The organism is Thalassococcus halodurans (assembly GCF_900108225.1).
GTDB classification, from domain to species: domain Bacteria; phylum Pseudomonadota; class Alphaproteobacteria; order Rhodobacterales; family Rhodobacteraceae; genus Thalassococcus; species Thalassococcus halodurans.
This window is the reverse complement of record NZ_FNUZ01000007.1, coordinates 82,834-99,853: the sequence shown is the minus strand read 5'-3', so window position 1 is coordinate 99,853 and position 17,020 is coordinate 82,834. Positions and strand designations below refer to the sequence as shown.

General features: G+C 58.9%; 14 protein-coding genes. 9 read left to right on the top strand and 5 right to left on the bottom strand.

Features of this window, described 5'->3' with window-relative positions; translation table 11 throughout:
• Nucleotides 1-363 carry a winged helix-turn-helix transcriptional regulator gene (locus C4S59_RS17590; RefSeq protein ID WP_200813249.1) on the bottom strand — a complete coding sequence of 121 codons (363 nt, stop codon included), beginning with the start codon at nucleotides 361-363 and terminating at the stop codon, nucleotides 1-3.
• Between the two features lie 96 nt (nucleotides 364-459).
• Here C4S59_RS17590 and C4S59_RS17585 point away from each other — a divergent pair, with 96 nt between their 5' ends.
• The 7 genes from C4S59_RS17585 (at nucleotide 460) to C4S59_RS17555 (ending at nucleotide 7,339) form a co-directional block, all read left to right on the top strand.
• On the top strand, nucleotides 460-1,302 hold the full coding sequence (locus tag C4S59_RS17585) for an SDR family oxidoreductase (RefSeq protein WP_103911687.1): 843 nt from the start codon (nucleotides 460-462) through the stop codon (nucleotides 1,300-1,302).
• A gap of 93 nt (nucleotides 1,303-1,395) precedes the next feature.
• Nucleotides 1,396-2,211, top strand: a complete 816-nt coding sequence (locus C4S59_RS17580; protein ID WP_103911686.1) for a M90 family metallopeptidase — start codon at nucleotides 1,396-1,398, stop codon at nucleotides 2,209-2,211.
• Nucleotides 2,212-2,339: 128 nt separating this feature from the next.
• Nucleotides 2,340-3,728: a GntP family permease gene (locus C4S59_RS17575; protein ID WP_103911685.1), complete on the top strand. Its 1,389-nt coding sequence runs from the start codon at nucleotides 2,340-2,342 to the stop codon at nucleotides 3,726-3,728.
• A 98-nt stretch (nucleotides 3,729-3,826) separates the two neighbouring features.
• On the top strand, nucleotides 3,827-4,870 hold the full coding sequence (locus tag C4S59_RS17570; RefSeq protein WP_103911684.1) for a pyridoxal-phosphate dependent enzyme: 1,044 nt from the start codon (nucleotides 3,827-3,829) through the stop codon (nucleotides 4,868-4,870).
• Nucleotides 4,863-6,029 (top strand): M24 family metallopeptidase, encoded by a 1,167-nt coding sequence (locus C4S59_RS17565; RefSeq protein ID WP_103911683.1) that lies wholly within the window; start codon nucleotides 4,863-4,865, stop codon nucleotides 6,027-6,029. Before C4S59_RS17570 ends, C4S59_RS17565 begins: the two co-directional genes overlap by 8 nt.
• 5 nt (nucleotides 6,030-6,034) lie before the next feature.
• Nucleotides 6,035-6,745 carry a maleate cis-trans isomerase family protein gene (locus tag C4S59_RS17560; RefSeq protein ID WP_103911682.1) on the top strand — a complete coding sequence of 237 codons (711 nt, stop codon included), beginning with the start codon at nucleotides 6,035-6,037 and terminating at the stop codon, nucleotides 6,743-6,745.
• A 111-nt stretch (nucleotides 6,746-6,856) separates the two neighbouring features.
• Nucleotides 6,857-7,339 carry a hypothetical protein gene (locus C4S59_RS17555; protein ID WP_146064559.1) on the top strand — a complete coding sequence of 161 codons (483 nt, stop codon included), beginning with the start codon at nucleotides 6,857-6,859 and terminating at the stop codon, nucleotides 7,337-7,339.
• 107 nt (nucleotides 7,340-7,446) lie between these two features.
• Here C4S59_RS17555 and C4S59_RS17550 read toward each other — a convergent pair whose 3' ends face one another.
• A complete protein-coding gene (locus C4S59_RS17550; protein WP_103911680.1) occupies nucleotides 7,447-8,055 on the bottom strand; it encodes a GntR family transcriptional regulator in 609 nt (202 codons plus the stop codon).
• Between the two features lie 287 nt (nucleotides 8,056-8,342).
• On the opposite strand from C4S59_RS17550, the gene C4S59_RS17545 reads away from it, so the two are divergent.
• Nucleotides 8,343-9,803, top strand: a complete 1,461-nt coding sequence (locus tag C4S59_RS17545; RefSeq protein WP_103911679.1) for a NarK family nitrate/nitrite MFS transporter — start codon at nucleotides 8,343-8,345, stop codon at nucleotides 9,801-9,803.
• A gap of 69 nt (nucleotides 9,804-9,872) precedes the next feature.
• Nucleotides 9,873-11,654, top strand: a complete 1,782-nt coding sequence (locus tag C4S59_RS17540; RefSeq protein WP_160006948.1) for a bifunctional protein-serine/threonine kinase/phosphatase — start codon at nucleotides 9,873-9,875, stop codon at nucleotides 11,652-11,654.
• On the opposite strand, the gene C4S59_RS17535 is transcribed toward C4S59_RS17540, so the two are convergent.
• The 3 genes from C4S59_RS17535 to nirB are packed head-to-tail and all read right to left on the bottom strand — an operon-like array spanning nucleotide 11,635 to nucleotide 17,020.
• Nucleotides 11,635-14,256: a nitrate reductase gene (locus tag C4S59_RS17535; RefSeq protein ID WP_103911677.1), complete on the bottom strand. Its 2,622-nt coding sequence runs from the start codon at nucleotides 14,254-14,256 to the stop codon at nucleotides 11,635-11,637. The two genes, C4S59_RS17540 and C4S59_RS17535, sit on opposite strands and share 20 nt — an antisense overlap.
• Nucleotides 14,256-14,588, bottom strand: coding sequence for a nitrite reductase small subunit NirD (gene nirD / locus C4S59_RS17530; protein ID WP_103911676.1), 333 nt, complete (start codon nucleotides 14,586-14,588; stop codon nucleotides 14,256-14,258). The genes C4S59_RS17535 and nirD overlap by 1 nt, the downstream gene beginning before the upstream one ends.
• Entirely contained in the window at nucleotides 14,585-17,020 is a 2,436-nt protein-coding gene (gene nirB, locus C4S59_RS17525) for a nitrite reductase large subunit NirB (protein WP_103911782.1), read from the bottom strand. Before nirB ends, nirD begins: the two co-directional genes overlap by 4 nt.

The following is a 17,020-nucleotide window of genomic DNA, read 5'->3' as shown; positions in this document are numbered from 1 at the left end:
TCAGGGCTGTTTCGCCGCAAGGATATCGCCAAGGTTTCCTTCGATCCACGAAGCCAACTCCCTGACCCGTTTGGACACTTCCTGTCCGAACGCGGTCAGGCTGTATTCGACGTGCGGCGGCACAACGTCGAACGCCTTGCGGTCCACAAACCCGTCTTCTTCCAACAATTTAAGCGTCTGCGACAACATCCGTTCGCTGACGCCTTCGATCTTGCGGCGCAACTCGCTGAACCGCATCGTGTCGTTTTGCAGCGCAATCAGCACCAACACGCCCCAACGGCTGGTGACGTGATTGAACAGCGTCCGCGACGGGCAATTCGCGCTTAACACATCGGGTTCGAAAACTTTTTCCAGCGTATCCATCGTTTTTTCCATACTTACATTTTTGTATGTACTTCCTTTTTGTTAGTTAGGCAGTAGATGGACTGTTGTCAATGAAACTCCAAAAGGACAACAACCATGAAAATCGCCATTACAGGGGCCAGCGGCCAACTGGGTCGCCTTGCTATCGAAAACCTGAAAACACGCGTGGACGCAGGCGATATCGTCGCCTTGGTTCGCGACCCGTCCAAAGTCGCCGATCTGGGTATTGAGTCGCGGGAAGCGGACTATCACAAGCCCGAAACCCTGACCGCTGCGCTGCAAGGCATCGACCGTCTTGTTCTGATTTCCTCCAGCGACTTTGACGACCGCGCGGGCCAGCATCAGAACGTGATCAACGCCGCCACGGAAACAGGCGTGAAACATCTGATCTACACATCGATCCTGAAGGCCGATGGATCCCCCATGATCATCGCGCAGGATCACAAGGTGACAGAGGCCGCGATCAAAGCATCCGGCATTCCCTACACCTTCCTCCGCAACGGCTGGTACACCGAAAACTGGACCGGTTCGCTACCCGCCGCAGTTGAGGCTGGCGCGCTGATCGGCTCTGCCGGTGACGCAAAAGTCACGCCCGCCACCCGTCAGGACTACGCCGAAGCAATCGCCGCCGTAGCCGCAGGTGAGGGGCACGAAGGTCAGATCTACGAACTGGGTGGCACCGCCTTTACCCTGTCCGATCTGGCCGCAGAACTGTCCAAACAAACCGGTAAGGACATTCCCTACAACGATCTGCCCGAAGCCGCCTACAAAGACATCCTGATCAGCTTCCAACTGCCCGAGGCCTTGGCGACCGTCATTGCAGACGCCGATGCACAGGCGCAGAACGGATGGCTGACCGATGAAAGCGGCACACTGGAACGCCTGATCGGCCGCCCCGCGACGCCGCTAGCCTGGGCCGTTGCGGCCGCCTTGGGGTAACGGTTCGCGCGAAAGTGGGCAGGGCAGGTGGTAAAACCTGCCCTGCATGCATAGGTTGCAGGGCAGTACACCGCCTTACACACGGCCACGCGCATGCCCATTCTTGTCTTAACGATTGTCATTCTCGGACTTGGTTACCGGCTCTATCGGCGCAGGGCCAAAGCGCAGTTGCGAAAAGACTGGCTGGCCACCCCGCTCACAGATCACGAAAGGGCAATTGTGCATGAACAGGTGCCGTTGGTCCGCACCTTGCCCGACCACCTGCAACAAAAGCTGGAAGGCAAGATCAACCTGTTCCTGAGCGAGTTCGATTTCTACGGCTACAACGGTCTTGAGATCACCGAAGAAATCGAACTGTCCATCGCCGCGCAAGCCTGCATTCTGGTGATGAACACCGATGCATGGTTCGATCACCTGACCAACGTGATGGTCTATCCCGGTGCGTTCCGCGCCAAACAGGCCCATCACGACGGCTATGTCGTGACTGAGGTGAACGAGACCCGATCCGGCGAAAGCTGGTCACGGGGACCGGTGATCCTGTCATGGGACTGTGTTGCCCAAGGGGCCGCGAACGATAAGGACGGGCACAACGTGGTCTTTCATGAATTTGCCCACCAATTGGACGATCTGACAGGCCACACAAATGGCGTGCCGATCTTGGGCAAAGACCAGACATTTGCCCGTTGGGAACGGGTCATTCTGGATGCATTCGACCGCCACGTCGCCAACACCGAACGCGGCCGCAAAACCGCGATGGACCCTTACGGCGCGGAAAACCACCAAGAGTTCTTTGCCGTCGCGATCGAGACCTTTTTCGAAAAGCCCGAACGCTTCAAAAAGGAAGAGCCCGAGGTCTACGCCGAACTGTCCAAGCTCTTGCGGCTCGACCCCTTGGAATGGACGAAATAGCCCGCCGCCATGATTTCGGCGGGGCGAACCTGCCTGTTTCCTAAGCGCCTACACAAACCACCCCCCTGCGACGCTCTGTCTAGGCTGCGTTCCTAGACACGCGCCCGACCCAGAGATAGCATTTTAACATGAGCTTATTTGGCATTGCGGCCTCGCTTGGACTGCTGATTTATCTGTCCTACCGCGGCCACAGCATCCTTACTTTGGCACCGCTTCTGGCGATCCTTGCCGCTGTGTTTAGCGGTGGACCACCGCTTGGAACCTATACCCAGATATTCATGTCAGGGCTTGGCGGGTTTCTCGTCGTATATTTCCCGATATTCCTGTTCGGTGCGGTCTTCGGAAAGCTGATGGAGGATTCTGGTTCGGCCGCCGCCATTGCCCAAGCCGCAGCGCGATTTCTGGGGCCTAAACGCGCGATCTATTCGGTGGTTCTGGCCTGCGCAGTGCTGACTTATGGCGGGGTATCGTTGTTTGTCGTGGCCTTCGCAGTCTACCCAATCGCCCGCCAGTTGTTCAAAGAAAGCGGCACGGCGGACCGATTCATTCCTGCCGCCATAGCGCTTGGGTCCTTCACCTTTACCATGACCGCGATGCCCGGATCGCCTGCGATCCAGAACGCGATCCCGATGCCCTATTTCGACACAACGCTGTACGCCGCGCCCGGGCTGGGGATGATCGCAAGCGTGATCATGTTGGGGTTCGGCATGGCGTGGCTTCAAGTGCGAAGCCGCAAACACGACACATCAGTCGCCGAGCTGACGTCGAACCCCCAGCCAACCGATCTTTCCAACGGCGCGGCGTCCGGCCGGACCCTGCACTGGGCCATTGGGTTTCTGCCGATTATCGTCGTGCTGCTGGGGAACGCGCTGATGGTCTATGTGGTCTTGCCGCTGGCCAACACCGATTACCTTGCGTCCCCGACTTACGGGGCCACGACCGTCGCGTCGGTCTCTGGCATATGGGCCATTCTTGTTGCGCTCGCGGCGGCTTGCCTTGTCATCATTTTACTGCAAGCAAAACGCCTGAAATCCCTGAAGCAGTCACTGTCAGACGGGGCGCAAAACGCGCTTCTTCCCATTGCAAGCACAGCCTCGCTTGTGGGCTTTGGGACAGTAATCGCATCGCTTTCAGGCTTTGATACCGTTCGCCTTGCTTTGCTTGATCTGTTCCCTGAAAACCCGCTGATTTCCCTGTCGCTTGCCGTCAATGCACTGGTCGGCATCACCGGATCGGCCTCGGGCGGGATGAGCATTGCGTTGAACACACTTGGCGCGACTTATCTTGAACTCGGGCAACAGCACGGGATTGACCCTGCCTTACTACACCGCGTCACCTCGATTGCGACTGGCGGGCTTGATGCACTGCCGCACAACGGGGCGGTAGTGACGCTTTTGTCGATCTGCGGGCTGACGCACAGGCATGCCTACTTTGATATCTTTGTTGTGGCTGTTCTGTGTCCGCTGATCGCACTGGTCGCGGTTCTTGTTCTGGGCAGCACATTCGGAAGTTTCTGAACACATCAGAATTTCCGCCAGATTATCCCGAATTTTCTTTACCAGACCGCGACTGCCTGATCCTAATGGCGAAACAGAAGTCAGCAGTCAGGTATGTCATGCCCCAGCACTTGCAAAACCCGTGGCGCGGCAAAGGACTTTTGCCCGATGCGATCCACCCGATTGATCATGCAGAAGACGTGGCAGCGCTGTTGGCGCAATGCCCTGCGCATCAACCCACACAGCTGACCCAAAGTCCTGAACTGGCGAAACTGGCAGGTGTAGCAGAGGTCTGGATCAAGGATGAACGCAGCCGCATGGGATTGGGCAGTTTCAAGGCGCTTGGCGCGGCCCATGCCATTGCCCGCGAAGCGGCTGCTACCGCGCCTGACGATTGGTCCACCGCCCTGAACGGGCAGGTCTTTGTCACCGCCAGCGCCGGCAACCACGGCCTGTCCGTCGCCGCAGGGGCCCGCGTGTTCGGGGCCAAGGCGGTGATCTATCTGTCCAAAACCGTGCCCGCCGCCTTTGCCGACCGCCTTAGGTCTTTCGGCGCCGATGTCATCATCGAAGGCGACGACTATGAAGCCAGCATGACCGCCGCCGCCAAGGCCGCCGAAGACAACGGCTGGACGCTTCTTTCAGACAGCAGTTGGGAAGGCTATTTCGAACTGCCACTGCGCGTAATGGAAGGCTACGTTCAAATGGCGGACGAAGCGGCGCAGGACATTTCCGAACCACCCACTCATATCCTGTTGCAGGCGGGCGTCGGTGGTTTGGCAGGGGCCGTTGCCGCCCACGCCCGCAAGACATGGGGTGATGTCCCACAGATCATCGTCGTCGAACCCGACGCAGCGCCCGCGCTTTATGAAAGCATTCGGAAGGGCGAACTGGTGGACACGACGGGCCCTGTGTCTTCAATGGGTCGGCTGGATTGCAAAACGCCCTCGGTCATCGCATTGGCAGGTCTTTCGCGCGATGCCGACCAGTTCACGCTGATCACAGAAGACGAAGCCAAGGACGCGATGCCCACACTTGCCGAGCATGGGTTCGAGACCACGCCATCCGGCGGGGCAGGGCTTGCCGCGTTATTGGCGGGTCTGAGCCTGCCGCCTGACGCGCGGGTGCTGACATTCCTCAGCGAAGGGCCCGAGGATGCCTGACAGGTCGTTGATCTTTCCGGCCAGCGAATACCGCCAGCGCATCGCGCGCTTGCAGGCGCAACTGGCCGCGAAAGACTGCGACGCTCTGCTGCTTACATCCGCGGCGGACATTTTTTACACCACCGGTTTCCTGACCCGTTTCTGGGAAAGCCCCGCACGCCCGTGGTTCGTCATCGTCCCCGCGCAGGGCGATCCGATTGCTGTGATCCCCTCCATCGGCGCGGATCTGATGGGGCGCACATGGATGCCCGACATCCGCACATGGAATGCACCGGACCCGCGTGATGACGGGGTTACTTTGCTGTCAGACTCCCTGCGCGAGGTCACTCCCGAAACAGGCCGCATCGCCACGCCCATGGGGTTGGAAACCCACCTACGGATGCCCTTGGCCGACTACCACGCGGTGCAGCACAGCATAGCGCCGCGTCAGTTCGTCGACGGCACCGACGTGATCCAACGAGTGCGCGAGATCAAATCAGACCCCGAGATCACCAAAATCCACGACATCTGCCAGATTGCCGACCGCGCCTTTGCACGCGTGCCCGAATTCGCCATGGCTGGAAAAGGCATCGACGCCATCTTCCGCGACTTCCAGATCGCGTTGCTGACTCAAGGCGCGGATTGGGTCAGCTACGTGGCAGGCGGCGCAGGGCAGGGGGGCTATGGCGACGTCATCTCTCCCGCGCCTGCAACCCCCTTGGCAAAGGGCGACATTCTGATGCTCGACACAGGTGCTGTGAAAGACGGCTATTTCTGCGACTTTGACCGGAACTTTACGGTCGGCACACCCAACGCCGCCACCGCCCGCTGTCACGACGCGCTATGGCACGCGACGCAGGACGCCTTGGAACAGCTGCGTCCGGGCATGACCGCCCGCGATTTGTGGGCCATCCTGAACAACGGCCTGACCGGTAGGGGGGCTACACCCCTAGGCGGGCGCTTGGGACATGGGCTGGGCATCACGCTGACCGAATGGCCGTCACTGACCCCGCTGGATGACACCGAACTGCGCAGCGGAATGGTGCTGACACTGGAACCGGGTGCTGTGGTCGAAGGCGACCGCATTCTGGTGCACGAAGAAAACATCGTGCTGCGGGATGACGGGCCTGAACTGCTGACAACCCGTGCGCCGCAAACCCTGATGACATTGGCGGAGTAGGGGACATGACCAAGGTTCCATACGAAACATCCGAACCCGATTTACCCGCCTTGGGCCTGATCGCGCTGCGTGTGGATGAAACACTGGAACCAGAGTTCCACCGCATGATCCCGCCCGACATGGCGCGGCTTTATGTGTCGCGCGTGCAGTCCGGCGACACGTTGTCACCGGAAAGCATTGCGCATATGGCAGACAATCTTGCGACCTCAGCCGCGCTTCTGCCGTCGGGTGGGCCGTTAGCGGTTGTCGGCTATGCCTGCACCTCGGGCACGGCGTTAATCGGAGAAGACCGCGTGACGGACCTGGTCCGTCAAAACAGCACGGCGCAGCACGTCACCAACCCGCTGACCGCCGCTGTGGCCCAGTTGAAAGCCTTGGGCGTGGGCAGCATCGGGGTCGTTTCACCCTATGTCGACAGTGTCTCTGGCCCCTTATGTGATGCCTTCACCGAACGTGGCATCACCGTGTCGCAAAGGCTTTCGTTCGGAGAAGAGATCGAAGCGCAGGTCGCGCGTATCACCCCGGCCTCCATCGCCAAAGCGGCCCTCCATATCGCCCAAGAGGGTGGCTGCGACGCTATTTTCCTGTCCTGCACAAACCTGCGCACGCTGGATATCCTGCAACCACTGATGCTCGACCTGAATATGCCGGTTCTAAGTTCGAACCACGCATTGGCATGGCATATGAAGCTTTTGGCGGGGTTGGAGGCAGATTGAGCGGATAGCTTGTGTTGCCCCGCAAGGAGAAATGTCACCGGGTATGCATAGCCGGAGTGCGTCCCAGTTGGGACGAGCCAAGAGCGACGACAAACATTCCGGACGCACCGCTTGCCAGTGGTTTCCGTACCCAGCTACAAGTCTTCAGAGAAATCAAACAAATTGGAAATCATGGGTATTCTGACAAGATGGCGCTCAATTAGAGCTTTTCAAAAAGGCGATGCGTTTGTGAATGTTGGCAAGTTTGCAGCGGCATGCGAGCAATATGATCTTGTCACAGAGCCGGCGGAGTATGTGGCGAAGGCGTGCCTGCAAAAGGCAGTGAGCATGCACAAAGGCAACTGCACGTCCGAAGCGGCTTCGTTTTACAGGGCCTTTCTTTCCGAGCACAGCGGAAAAATTACGAGGGATGCAGATCGGATATTTCTAAAGGCATTTGCCGAGTTTTATCTCGGGGTCCTGTTGGATGACGGAATGTTGTCTTCTCAACCAATAAAAATGGACGACCTAATTCGGCTACATGCAAAAGCCGACTATGTGACCCGTTGCGAATTTCCAGTTGGGGGTTATGGCCGTAAAGGTGCCGGTTCTTGACGGGAAAAGCTGCAATTTAGCCTTGCATAGGCTGGTGCTAGAAATCTTGCGTTGTGGGCACCGCACGACGATCTGATAATCTATCTTATGTTAACTTAATTCACGTCTCAGGACAGACGGGATAGATGCCGCTGCATCACGATACGCGCTGTGGCAGCGTCGCCTTCCTTGATTGCTGCAAGGATTGCGGCATGGTCGCGGTCGGCGCGTTTTTTCCAGCGGCCGGCGTAGTGCATATTGTAGTGCCACGAATACAAAACCTGCAGTTCAGCGATCTCGGCCACCAATCGCGGCATGTCGCATCCGGCGATCACAGCAAGATGGAAACGCCGGTTCGCGTCTTCCCAATCTTCGACCGTTTCGGCGAAATCGCAGGCGTCTTGCGCGTCTTCGATGTCTTGCACCTGTTCAGGTGTCAGGTTCGGTACCGAGCGTTCCAGTGCGACAGGCTCTAACGCCACGCGCATCACCTTCAGCTCTTCAGCCGTCTTTTGATCCATCGACGCAACGCAGGTCCCGCGACGAGGCAAGCTGATCACAAGGCCCTGACCTTCCAATCGCAGAAACGCTTCGCGGACCGTTACCTGACTGACACCGAATTCGCGGGCGACCAGATCCTGACGCAGCTTTTCACCCGGCGATACCTCGCAGCGCACAATGCGGCTGGCAAGTTGATGGGCAATGTCGTCGGATTTTTTAGGCGTCTGATCCAGCACGCGAGGTCCCCTGAGGCTTGGGCGGCAAACCTAGCCCGACCGCCGGAACAGGGCAACCATCCCAAAAGACAAAGCGGTCACGAATGCCCGAGATCACCGAATTGGTGATTTTGCAGAATGCACAAACATTCAAACCCTTCCCGCTATAGCGCCCATTTTTTAGGCGCACGCCCAAAAACACGCCGCCATTCGCCCCACTAGGGATAAAATGCATGCATTCGACCAAGACATGATCCAATCGCTCAGCGACCCGTCGCACGGCGCGACGGAAGACTTTGGAGACCGTCATGTCCTCGAGCAATTTTAATATCTTCTCGTTCTCGGGGAAGATGAAAATCCTTCACCTCACTTGGTTCGCTTTCTTCCTGACCTTCGTGGTCTGGTTCAACCTTGCCCCGATGCTGGGTGCGATCAAAGAAAGCCTTGGCCTGACCAAGCCGCAGATCACCACGCTGCTGATCCTGAACGTCGCGCTGACCATTCCGGCGCGGATCATCATCGGCATGCTGACCGACCAATATGGCCCCCGTCGCGTTTATTCGGCGCTGCTTATTCTGGCGTCGATCCCCTGCTTTATCTTTGCTGTCGCTGAAAACTTTACCCAACTGGCGCTGGCCCGTTTCGCGCTTGGGTTCATCGGGGCCGGTTTCGTCATCGGCATCCGGATGGTTTCTGAATGGTTCCCCGCCAACGAACTGGGAACCGCAGAAGGCATCTATGGCGGCTGGGGCAACTTCGGTTCGGCGGCTGCGGCCTTCACCCTGCCCACCATCGCGCTTTGGTTCGGCGGTGAAGACGGTTGGCGTTGGGCGATCGGTCTGACCGGTGCAATGGCGCTTGTGTTCGGCTTTATCTACTACGCAAGCGTTCAGGACGTGCCGAAAGGGTCCAAGTATTTCCGCCCCAAGAACGCCACCGCGATGGAGGTCACCTCGAAAGGCGATCTGTTCTTCCTGCTGGTCATGAAAGTGCCGCTGTACATCGCTTTGGGTGCTTTGGCATGGCGCCTGAAGAACGTCGACATCTTCACACCCATGACGACGAACGTTGTCTATTTCGGCCTGCTTCTTCTGTACCTCTATGACTCGATGTTGGCCGTGCGCGCCAACCGCAATGTCCTGACCGAAGAAGTCCCTGAATTCCAGCGCTACAAGTTCAAGCAGGTCGCCATTTTGAACATCCTGTACTTCGCCACCTTCGGCTCGGAACTGGCTGTTGTGTCCATGCTGCCGCTGTTCTTTCTGGAAACCTTCGACCTCACACCTGTCGTCGCGGGCATGGTGGCCTCGGCCTACGCCTTTATGAACCTGATGTCGCGCCCCGGTGGCGGTTGGATTTCCGACCGGTTCGGCCGCAAAAAGACACTGCTGATCCTGACCGCGGGCCTCGCGCTTGGCTATGCTCTGATGGGCGTCGTCGATGCGGCATGGCCGATTTGGCTGGCGGTTGTTGCAGCCATGGCCTGTTCGTTCTTTGTACAGGCCGGTGAAGGCGCCGTGTTCGCTGTGGTCCCGCTGATCAAACGGTCTCTGACAGGCCAGATCGCAGGCATGACCGGTGCCTACGGCAATGTTGGCGCGGTGATTTACCTGATCATCTATTCGGTGGTGGACGCCTCGACTTTCTTCATGGTCATCGCCGGTACTGCCGTCTTGGGCTTCATCGCCTTGCTCTTCCTTGAAGAACCCTCGGGCGAGATCGCCGAGGTTGACGAGGACGGCGCGGTCACCATGATCAAAGTGACCTAATCAGACCGGAATCGGTTGAAAACGATCAGGCGGGCATGTCCCGCCTTTTCGTGCATCATGAGGAAGACGATGCCTGCAAATTCAGAACAACCGCTGGTCAAAGGTCAGTTTCCGACCCATCCGCTCAAGGCCGCGATGGGGGGCTATTCTGCTGCAGGTGTCAAACCGCGTAACGACGACGCGATCTCGGGCCGCATTCCGGAAAGCCTTTATGAACTTCACGCGCGCGGCGCGATGATCTGTATTGCCGACGGCATAAGCACCGGTCGCAATTCATGGAAGGCCGCGCAAACGTCGGTAATGCAGTTCGCGCAGGACTATTACTCGGCCCCCGAAAGCTGGACAGTGGCGGATTGTTCGGGGCGTCTTATTCAGGCGCTGAACACCTTCTTCTACGCGCAGAACCGCAGCGGTTCGCCCGAGGCAGAGGGTCAGGTCACCACCTTTACCGCTATGATCGCCAAGTCGACCACAGCGCATATCGTGCATGTAGGCGACACGCGCTGTCTGTTGCTGCGCAACGGTCGTCTGAAGTGTCTGACCACCGACCACACCAGCATGTACATGGGCGAGAAAGAGGTCCTGACACGGGCGCTTGGCATCGATCAACGCCTGAATGTGGATTACGCCGAACACGAAATGGCCGCAGGGGATGTGTTTATCCTGCTGTCCGATGGGGTCCACAGCGCCCTGCCCGAACACGCCCTGCTCGAACAGCTGTCAGCGCCCCTGAAAACGCAACGCGATCTGGAAAAAGCAGCCCGCGCCCTGTGCGACGCGGCGCTTGCGGCGGGCAGTGACGATAACGTGTCTGCCATGCTGATGGCGGTTGAATCCCTGCCCTCGGAAAGCGTGACCGAAGCCCACCGCCGTTTGACCGATCTGGTCATTCCGCCGGTTATGAAGCCGGGCAACCGGATCGACGGCTGGCAGGTGACAGAAGTGCTGCACGCCTCGACCCGCAGCCATGTCTACAAGGTGCGTCGCGCAGATAAGCCCGATGGCGAATATGTGCTTAAGGCTCCGTCCCGCAACTTTGCCGAAACGCTTCAGTACCTCGAAGGCTTCACCCTCGAACAATGGGTCGGGCGCAAGATTTCACATCCTCAAGTGATGAAAATCTTGCCGCATGAAGACACAAGTTTTCTCTATTTCGTTGCCGAATGGGTCGAAGGCGAAACCCTGCGCGATTGGATCACAAGGCATCCGACGCCCCGTTTGCGCGATGTGCTGCCTGTCCTGACATCGCTCGTTTCAGCCGTGCGGGTGTTTCATCGCCTGCGCATGGTGCACCGAGACCTGAAACCTGAGAACGTCATGATCCTTGCAGATGGCACCGCGAAAATCATCGATTTCGGATCGGTTCAGGTCGCTGGTTTCAAGGGCCTTCTTGCGGGCGCCGACGAAGACCTTCCCGAAGGATCGCTGAACTACATCGCCCCCGAAGTGCTGGCCGGAAAACCCGCGTCCAACCTGTCGGATCTGTTTTCCATCGGCGTGATCGCCTTTGAAATGCTGACCGGCAAAGTGCCTTTCGATCACGAAAAACGTGGCAATCGCCTGTCCGTGAACCAGAAAGACTGGGTGCCGAAACCGCTGACCGACGCGCGCCCTGATTTGCCGAAAACTGCAAGCGCCGCCATTCTGCGTGCCATTGATTTCGAACCCAAAGAACGCCCGCAGGTGATGACCGAATTTCTGGGTGAACTGCGCAGCGCACGGGCCGAAGCCGCCGCAGGCGGTGACTTTGTGCCGCTGTTGCAGCGCGGGGGCCGCAACTTCTGGCGCACATGGGCACTGACAGCCACCAGCGTGGCGGCTGTCTTGCTGATCACTCTGCTGGTTCGCTGACCTCGACCGCGGCCAAAAGCCCCGCCAATTCAGATTTGCACGACCCGCAATTGGTGCCCGCTGACAGGCAGGCGCCAATTTCCTCGACCGTGGTCAGGCCCTTTTCCTCAATCTCGCGCAGAATGGTGTTGCGACCAACCGCAAAGCAGGAACAAACCACCGGACCGGGATCGGGCATATCGCCCCGCGCCTTGCCCGCCAGCGCCCAAAGCGTTTCCGTGCCCGGCAATCCCGCAAGGAAATCGCGCATCAGGTCCACAGGCTCGGGACCGACATAAAGCGCTGCGATCAGGATTTCGTCCTGATAGAACGCAATCCGGAACGTGCCCCGCTTCGGATCCTTCAGAACCTGAGCAGAGGTCTCGGACTGTTTTAGCAGCGAACGTGCGTAGGCTTCCCAATCATCGGGGATCGTATCGCCCGCCAGTTCCGCACGCCAGCCCTGACCAGTCCGCGCCCGCGCCCAATAGGAACAGTCCGGATCAAACGACGTGGCCGAGATCGCAAAACCATACCATTTCGCAGGAAACGGTTCGGCCGCAACGGTGCTGGCCTTGCTTTCCGGTTGCCCCGAAATCGGGTCGGTCACGGGTGCGACCAGCGCATCAATCCGTGCAGAGGGGGCCGTTTCACCGGTCCAGTGCATCGGAACAAACAGATCCCCCGGTGCCACATCTGTGGTGCGCCGCAACCGCAAGACCGAGGTTCCGTGCGGACTTGTCAGGCGCACAAGGTCTGCGGGCTTCAGGCCCAGTCGATCCGCATCCTTGGGGTGCATATCCACAAAGGGTTCGGGCAGATGCGCCGACAGTCGCGGGCTAAGAGCTGTCCGCGTCATAGTATGCCACTGATCGCGCAGACGCCCCGTGTTCAGCCTGAACGGGCGCTTCTCATCCGGCATAGACGCAGGATCGCGCGGCGTCAGCGCCAGCATCTTGGCCTTGCCATCCGCGTGGTAGAAACCACCGTCAGCAAAGAACCGGCCACCCTGCTTTGCTGCGCTTTGGGGCCAGCGGAATGGCGACAGCGTGTCATAATCGGCGTCGCAAATGTCCTTGAAATCCGAGATATCAAAGTCGCGCCCGAATGACCCGGCGATACCCGAAAGCGTCGCATATTCGCGGAAAATCTCGGCCGGACTAGTCCAATCGAAACCGTCAAAGCCCATGCGTTTTGCAACTTCGGCCAGAATCCACCAATCGGGCTGGGCAATCCCCGGTGCGGCCAGAACCGCGCGCTGCCGCGACACGGTACGATCAGAGTTTGTGACCGTGCCGGATTTTTCGGCCCATGCCGCCGCAGGCAACAACACATCCGCGCCACGCGCGGTGTCGGTGCGTTCGGTGATATCGCTGACCACAACAAAATCGCAGCCTTCAACAGCACCGCGCACACGGTCGGCATCCGGCAGGGTCACGGCAGGGTTCGAATGGATCACCCACAGCGCCTTGATGCGGCCTTCGCCCAACGCGCGGAACATATCGACCGCTTTCAAACCGGCCTTATCGGGCATCGCAGGCGATGCCCAGAACCCCTGCACGGCCTCGCGGTGGTCGGCGTTTTCCAGATCAAGGTGACAAGCCAGCATATTGGCCAGACCACCCACTTCGCGCCCGCCCATCGCGTTGGGCTGTCCGGTTACGGAAAACGGACCCATGCCAAGCCGTCCGATGCGGCCAGTGGCAAGATGGCAGTTCAGGATCGCATTGACCTTATCCGTGCCGGACGAAGACTGGTTCACGCCCTGACTGAAAATGGTCACGACCTTTTCCGTCCCGATCCAGAGATCGAAGAATGTCTTCAGATCGCCATCGGACAGGCCCGTGATCGCCGGATCACTGGCCTTGGCCGCTGCAATCGCGTTATCCGCGCCACTGACGTAAGCGTCGATATAGGCGCGGTCCAAAAGCCCGCGCCGGTCAATTTCCGCCAGCAAGGCATTGAACAGCGCCACGTCGCTGCCCGCCCGCAAAGCAAGGTGCAAATCCGCGCCATCGCAGCTTGCCGTGCGACGGGGATCAATGACCACCAGTTTGGTGCCACGGGATTTCCGCGCGGCCAGAATGCGTTGGTACAGAACCGGATGACACCAAGCGAGGTTCGAACCGGTCAGAACAATCAGATCGGCGTTTTCAAGATCTTCATAGGTGCCGGGCACCGTGTCGGTGCCAAAGGCGCGTTTGTGCCCTGCCACGGTCGACGACATACACAGACGCGAATTGGTATCGATATTGGCCGAACCGATGAAACCCTTCATCAGCTTGTTGGCGACGTAATAGTCTTCGCTTAGCATCTGGCCCGATACATAGAACGCCACCGAGTCCGGCCCGTGTTCCGCGATCGTTTTCGAGAACGTCTTGGCCACATGATCCAGCGCGCTGTCCCAATCGGTATCGGTCCCGTTAACGCGCGGGGTCATCAACCGGTGCGACAGACCCACCGTTTCGGCCAGAGCCGATCCTTTGGAACACAGACGCCCGAAGTTCGCCGGATGGTCCGGATCCCCTTTGACGGTCAGGCGGCCCTGCCCGTCAGGCGTTAGCAAAACACCACAACCCACCCCACAGTAGGGGCAGGTTGATCGCGTCGTGGCAGCCGTCATCAGGCGGCGTTCCGCGCGGCAACCGCATCCGTATCAAGCAGCAGACGACCGTCTTCGATCTTGACCGGATAGGTCGCAATGCTGCCTTCGTCCGCACCTTGGGCTTCGCCGGTTTCCAACGAATAAACCCAATTATGCAGCGGGCACGTCACCTGTTTTCCATGCACGATGCCTTCGGCCAAAGGGCCGCCCTTGTGGGCGCATTTGTTCGATGTCGCAAAGACTTCGGCTTCGTCAGTGCGGAACACAGCAATGCAGCCCGCAGGGGTTTTCACGATGCGCGCGCCGCGCAGGGGGATGTCTGTCAGGGCGCCAATATCGGTCCAGCTCATTCTGCGGCCTCCGTCGTCAGGTCGGCAAGCGGCGCATATTGCGCCTTACGGTTTTCTACATGTTCGGCCCACGGGTCGTGCTGATAGACGCTTTGCGAGATATCAAAACGTTCGATCAGTGCGGCACGGGTCGCCGGATCGTCCAGCGTTTCCTTGACCCAATCCAGCCCGACTTTCGCAACCCACTTATAGGCGCGGTCCAGATACTTGGCGTTTTCGCGGTACAGCTGGACAAAAGCCACGGTCCATTCGATCGCTTCCTCTTCGGTCGCCACATCGATCAGACGTTCGGTTTCTTTCACATCCATACCCGCCGCGCCGGCAACACCGATCTGATAGCCACTGTCGACACAAATCACGCCCACGTCCTTACAGGTCGCTTCAGCACAGTTGCGCGGACATCCCGATACACCCAGCTTGACCTTGTGCGGTGTCCAAGACCCCCACAGGCGTTTTTCAAGCTTGATGCCCAGACCGGTCGAATCCTGCGTACCAAAGCGGCACCAGTCAGACCCCACACAGGTTTTCACCGTCCGAAGGCCCTTGGTGTAGGCGTGGCCGGAAACCATGCCCGCATCGTTCAGATCCGACCAGATCGCTGGCAGGTCTTCTTTCTTGATGCCCAAAAGGTCGATCCGCTGACCGCCTGTCACCTTGACCACGGCGTCGAACTTTTTCGCCGCTTGCGCGATGGCGATCAGCTCGTCGGGATCGGTCATCCCGCCCCACATACGCGGCATTACGGAATAGGTGCCGTCCTTCTGGATGTTCGCATGGTTGCGTTCGTTCACAAAGCGCGACTGCAAATCGTCCTGATAGTCCAGCGGCCAGTCCGCCAGCAGGTAATAGTTGATGGCCGGACGGCATACGTGACAGCCGTTCGGCGTTTTCCACGCCAGTTGCTGCCAGACCGCAGGCTGCGATTTCAGCTCTTGCGATTTGATCAGACGGCGCACGTCTTCGTGGGTCAGGTCGGTACACTTACAGATCGGCTTTTCGGCCTTCGCCTCAAAGCTGTCACCCAGCGTGACGGCCAGAACCTGTTCCACCAGACCGGTGCATGTCCCGCAGGACGCCGAAGCCTTGGTGATGGCCTTCACATCGTCCAGCGTGGTCGCGCCGCCTTCGATGGCGGTAACAATTGTGCCTTTGCAAACGCCGTTACAGCCACAGATTTCGGCGTCAGCCGGCAATGCTGCAACGGCTGCCAGAGGGTCCGCGGCGGCAGCGCCACCCCCCTGGAATGCCGGACCAAAGATAATCGTGTCGCGCATCTCGGAGATGTCCGAGCCGTCTTTGATCAATCCGAAGAACCAGTTCGAATCCGCGGTGTCGCCGTACATCACGGCACCAACCAGCTTGTCGTCCTCGATGACCAGACGCTTGTAAACACCGCGCTTGGGGTCGCGGAACACGATGTCTTCGCGTGCGTCGCCCTCGGCGAAATCGCCTGCGCTGAACAGGTCGCAGCCTGTGACTTTCAACTTGGTCGACAGTTCGCGCATCTTGAACGCGTCGTCTTCGCCCAACAGGGTTTTGGCCAGAACCTTGGCCTGATCATAAAGCGGAGCAACAAGACCAAACAGGTTGCCTTCGAATTCGACGCATTCACCCACCGCCAGAATATCAGGGTCCGAGGTGCGCATCTGCGCATCGACCTTGATCGCGCGACCCATTTCAAGACCGGCATCCTGACCCAGTGCTGCGGCCGGACGGATACCGACCGCCATACAGACGATATCGGCCTCAAGCACAGTGCCGTCTTCCAGCAGAACGCGTTCGACCTTGCCATCCCCTTCGATGCACTTGGTCTGCGCCTTCAGCATCACATTGATGCCGCGCTTTTCCAGATCCTGTTTCAGCAAGTAACCCGCGGCTTCGTCCAGCTGACGCTCCATCAGGTGACCCATGATGTGCAGCACAGTCACGTCCATGCCGCGCAGGCGCAGCCCCGCCGCAGCCTCAAGACCCAACAGACCGCCGCCGATCACAACAGCCTTGCCGCCCGGCTTGGCCGATGCGTCGATCATGGCGTTTGTATCTTCCAGATCGCGGTAGGCAACGACACCCGGCAGATCATGGCCCGGCATCGGGATGATGAACGGGGCAGAGCCCGTGCCGATGATCAGCTTGTCATAAGCAACTTCGCCGTTTTCACCGACAACCACCTTACGGTCGCGATCGATTTTGGTGACCTTTTCGCCAAACCGCGTTGTCACCTTGTTGTCTGCATACCAAGCATCGTCATGGGTGACGATTTCTTCGAATGTCTTTTCCCCCGACAGAACAGGCGACAACATGATCCGGTTGTAGTTGCCACGCGGCTCGGCGTTGAACAGAGTGACGTCGAATGCCTCTGGCGCTGTGTCGAACAGGTGTTCCAGCACCCGTCCCGAGGCCATGCCTGCCCCGATAACCACAAGTTTCTGCAT

Coding starts and splice junctions, on each gene's coding strand:
- C4S59_RS17575 (WP_103911685.1), top strand. CDS start 2,340: ATGAGCTTATTTGGCATTGCGGCCTCGCTTGGACTGCTGATTTATCTG.
- C4S59_RS17560 (WP_103911682.1), top strand. CDS start 6,035: ATGACCAAGGTTCCATACGAAACATCCGAACCCGATTTACCCGCCTTG.
- C4S59_RS17585 (WP_103911687.1), top strand. CDS start 460: ATGAAAATCGCCATTACAGGGGCCAGCGGCCAACTGGGTCGCCTTGCT.
- C4S59_RS17565 (WP_103911683.1), top strand. CDS start 4,863: ATGCCTGACAGGTCGTTGATCTTTCCGGCCAGCGAATACCGCCAGCGC.
- C4S59_RS17570 (WP_103911684.1), top strand. CDS start 3,827: ATGCCCCAGCACTTGCAAAACCCGTGGCGCGGCAAAGGACTTTTGCCC.
- C4S59_RS17590 (WP_200813249.1), bottom strand. CDS start 363: ATGGATACGCTGGAAAAAGTTTTCGAACCCGATGTGTTAAGCGCGAAT.
- nirB (WP_103911782.1), bottom strand. CDS start 17,020: ATGCAGAAACTTGTGGTTATCGGGGCAGGCATGGCCTCGGGACGGGTG.
- C4S59_RS17540 (WP_160006948.1), top strand. CDS start 9,873: ATGCCTGCAAATTCAGAACAACCGCTGGTCAAAGGTCAGTTTCCGACC.
- C4S59_RS17580 (WP_103911686.1), top strand. CDS start 1,396: ATGCCCATTCTTGTCTTAACGATTGTCATTCTCGGACTTGGTTACCGG.
- nirD (WP_103911676.1), bottom strand. CDS start 14,588: ATGAGCTGGACCGATATTGGCGCCCTGACAGACATCCCCCTGCGCGGC.
- C4S59_RS17545 (WP_103911679.1), top strand. CDS start 8,343: ATGTCCTCGAGCAATTTTAATATCTTCTCGTTCTCGGGGAAGATGAAA.
- C4S59_RS17535 (WP_103911677.1), bottom strand. CDS start 14,256: ATGACGGCTGCCACGACGCGATCAACCTGCCCCTACTGTGGGGTGGGT.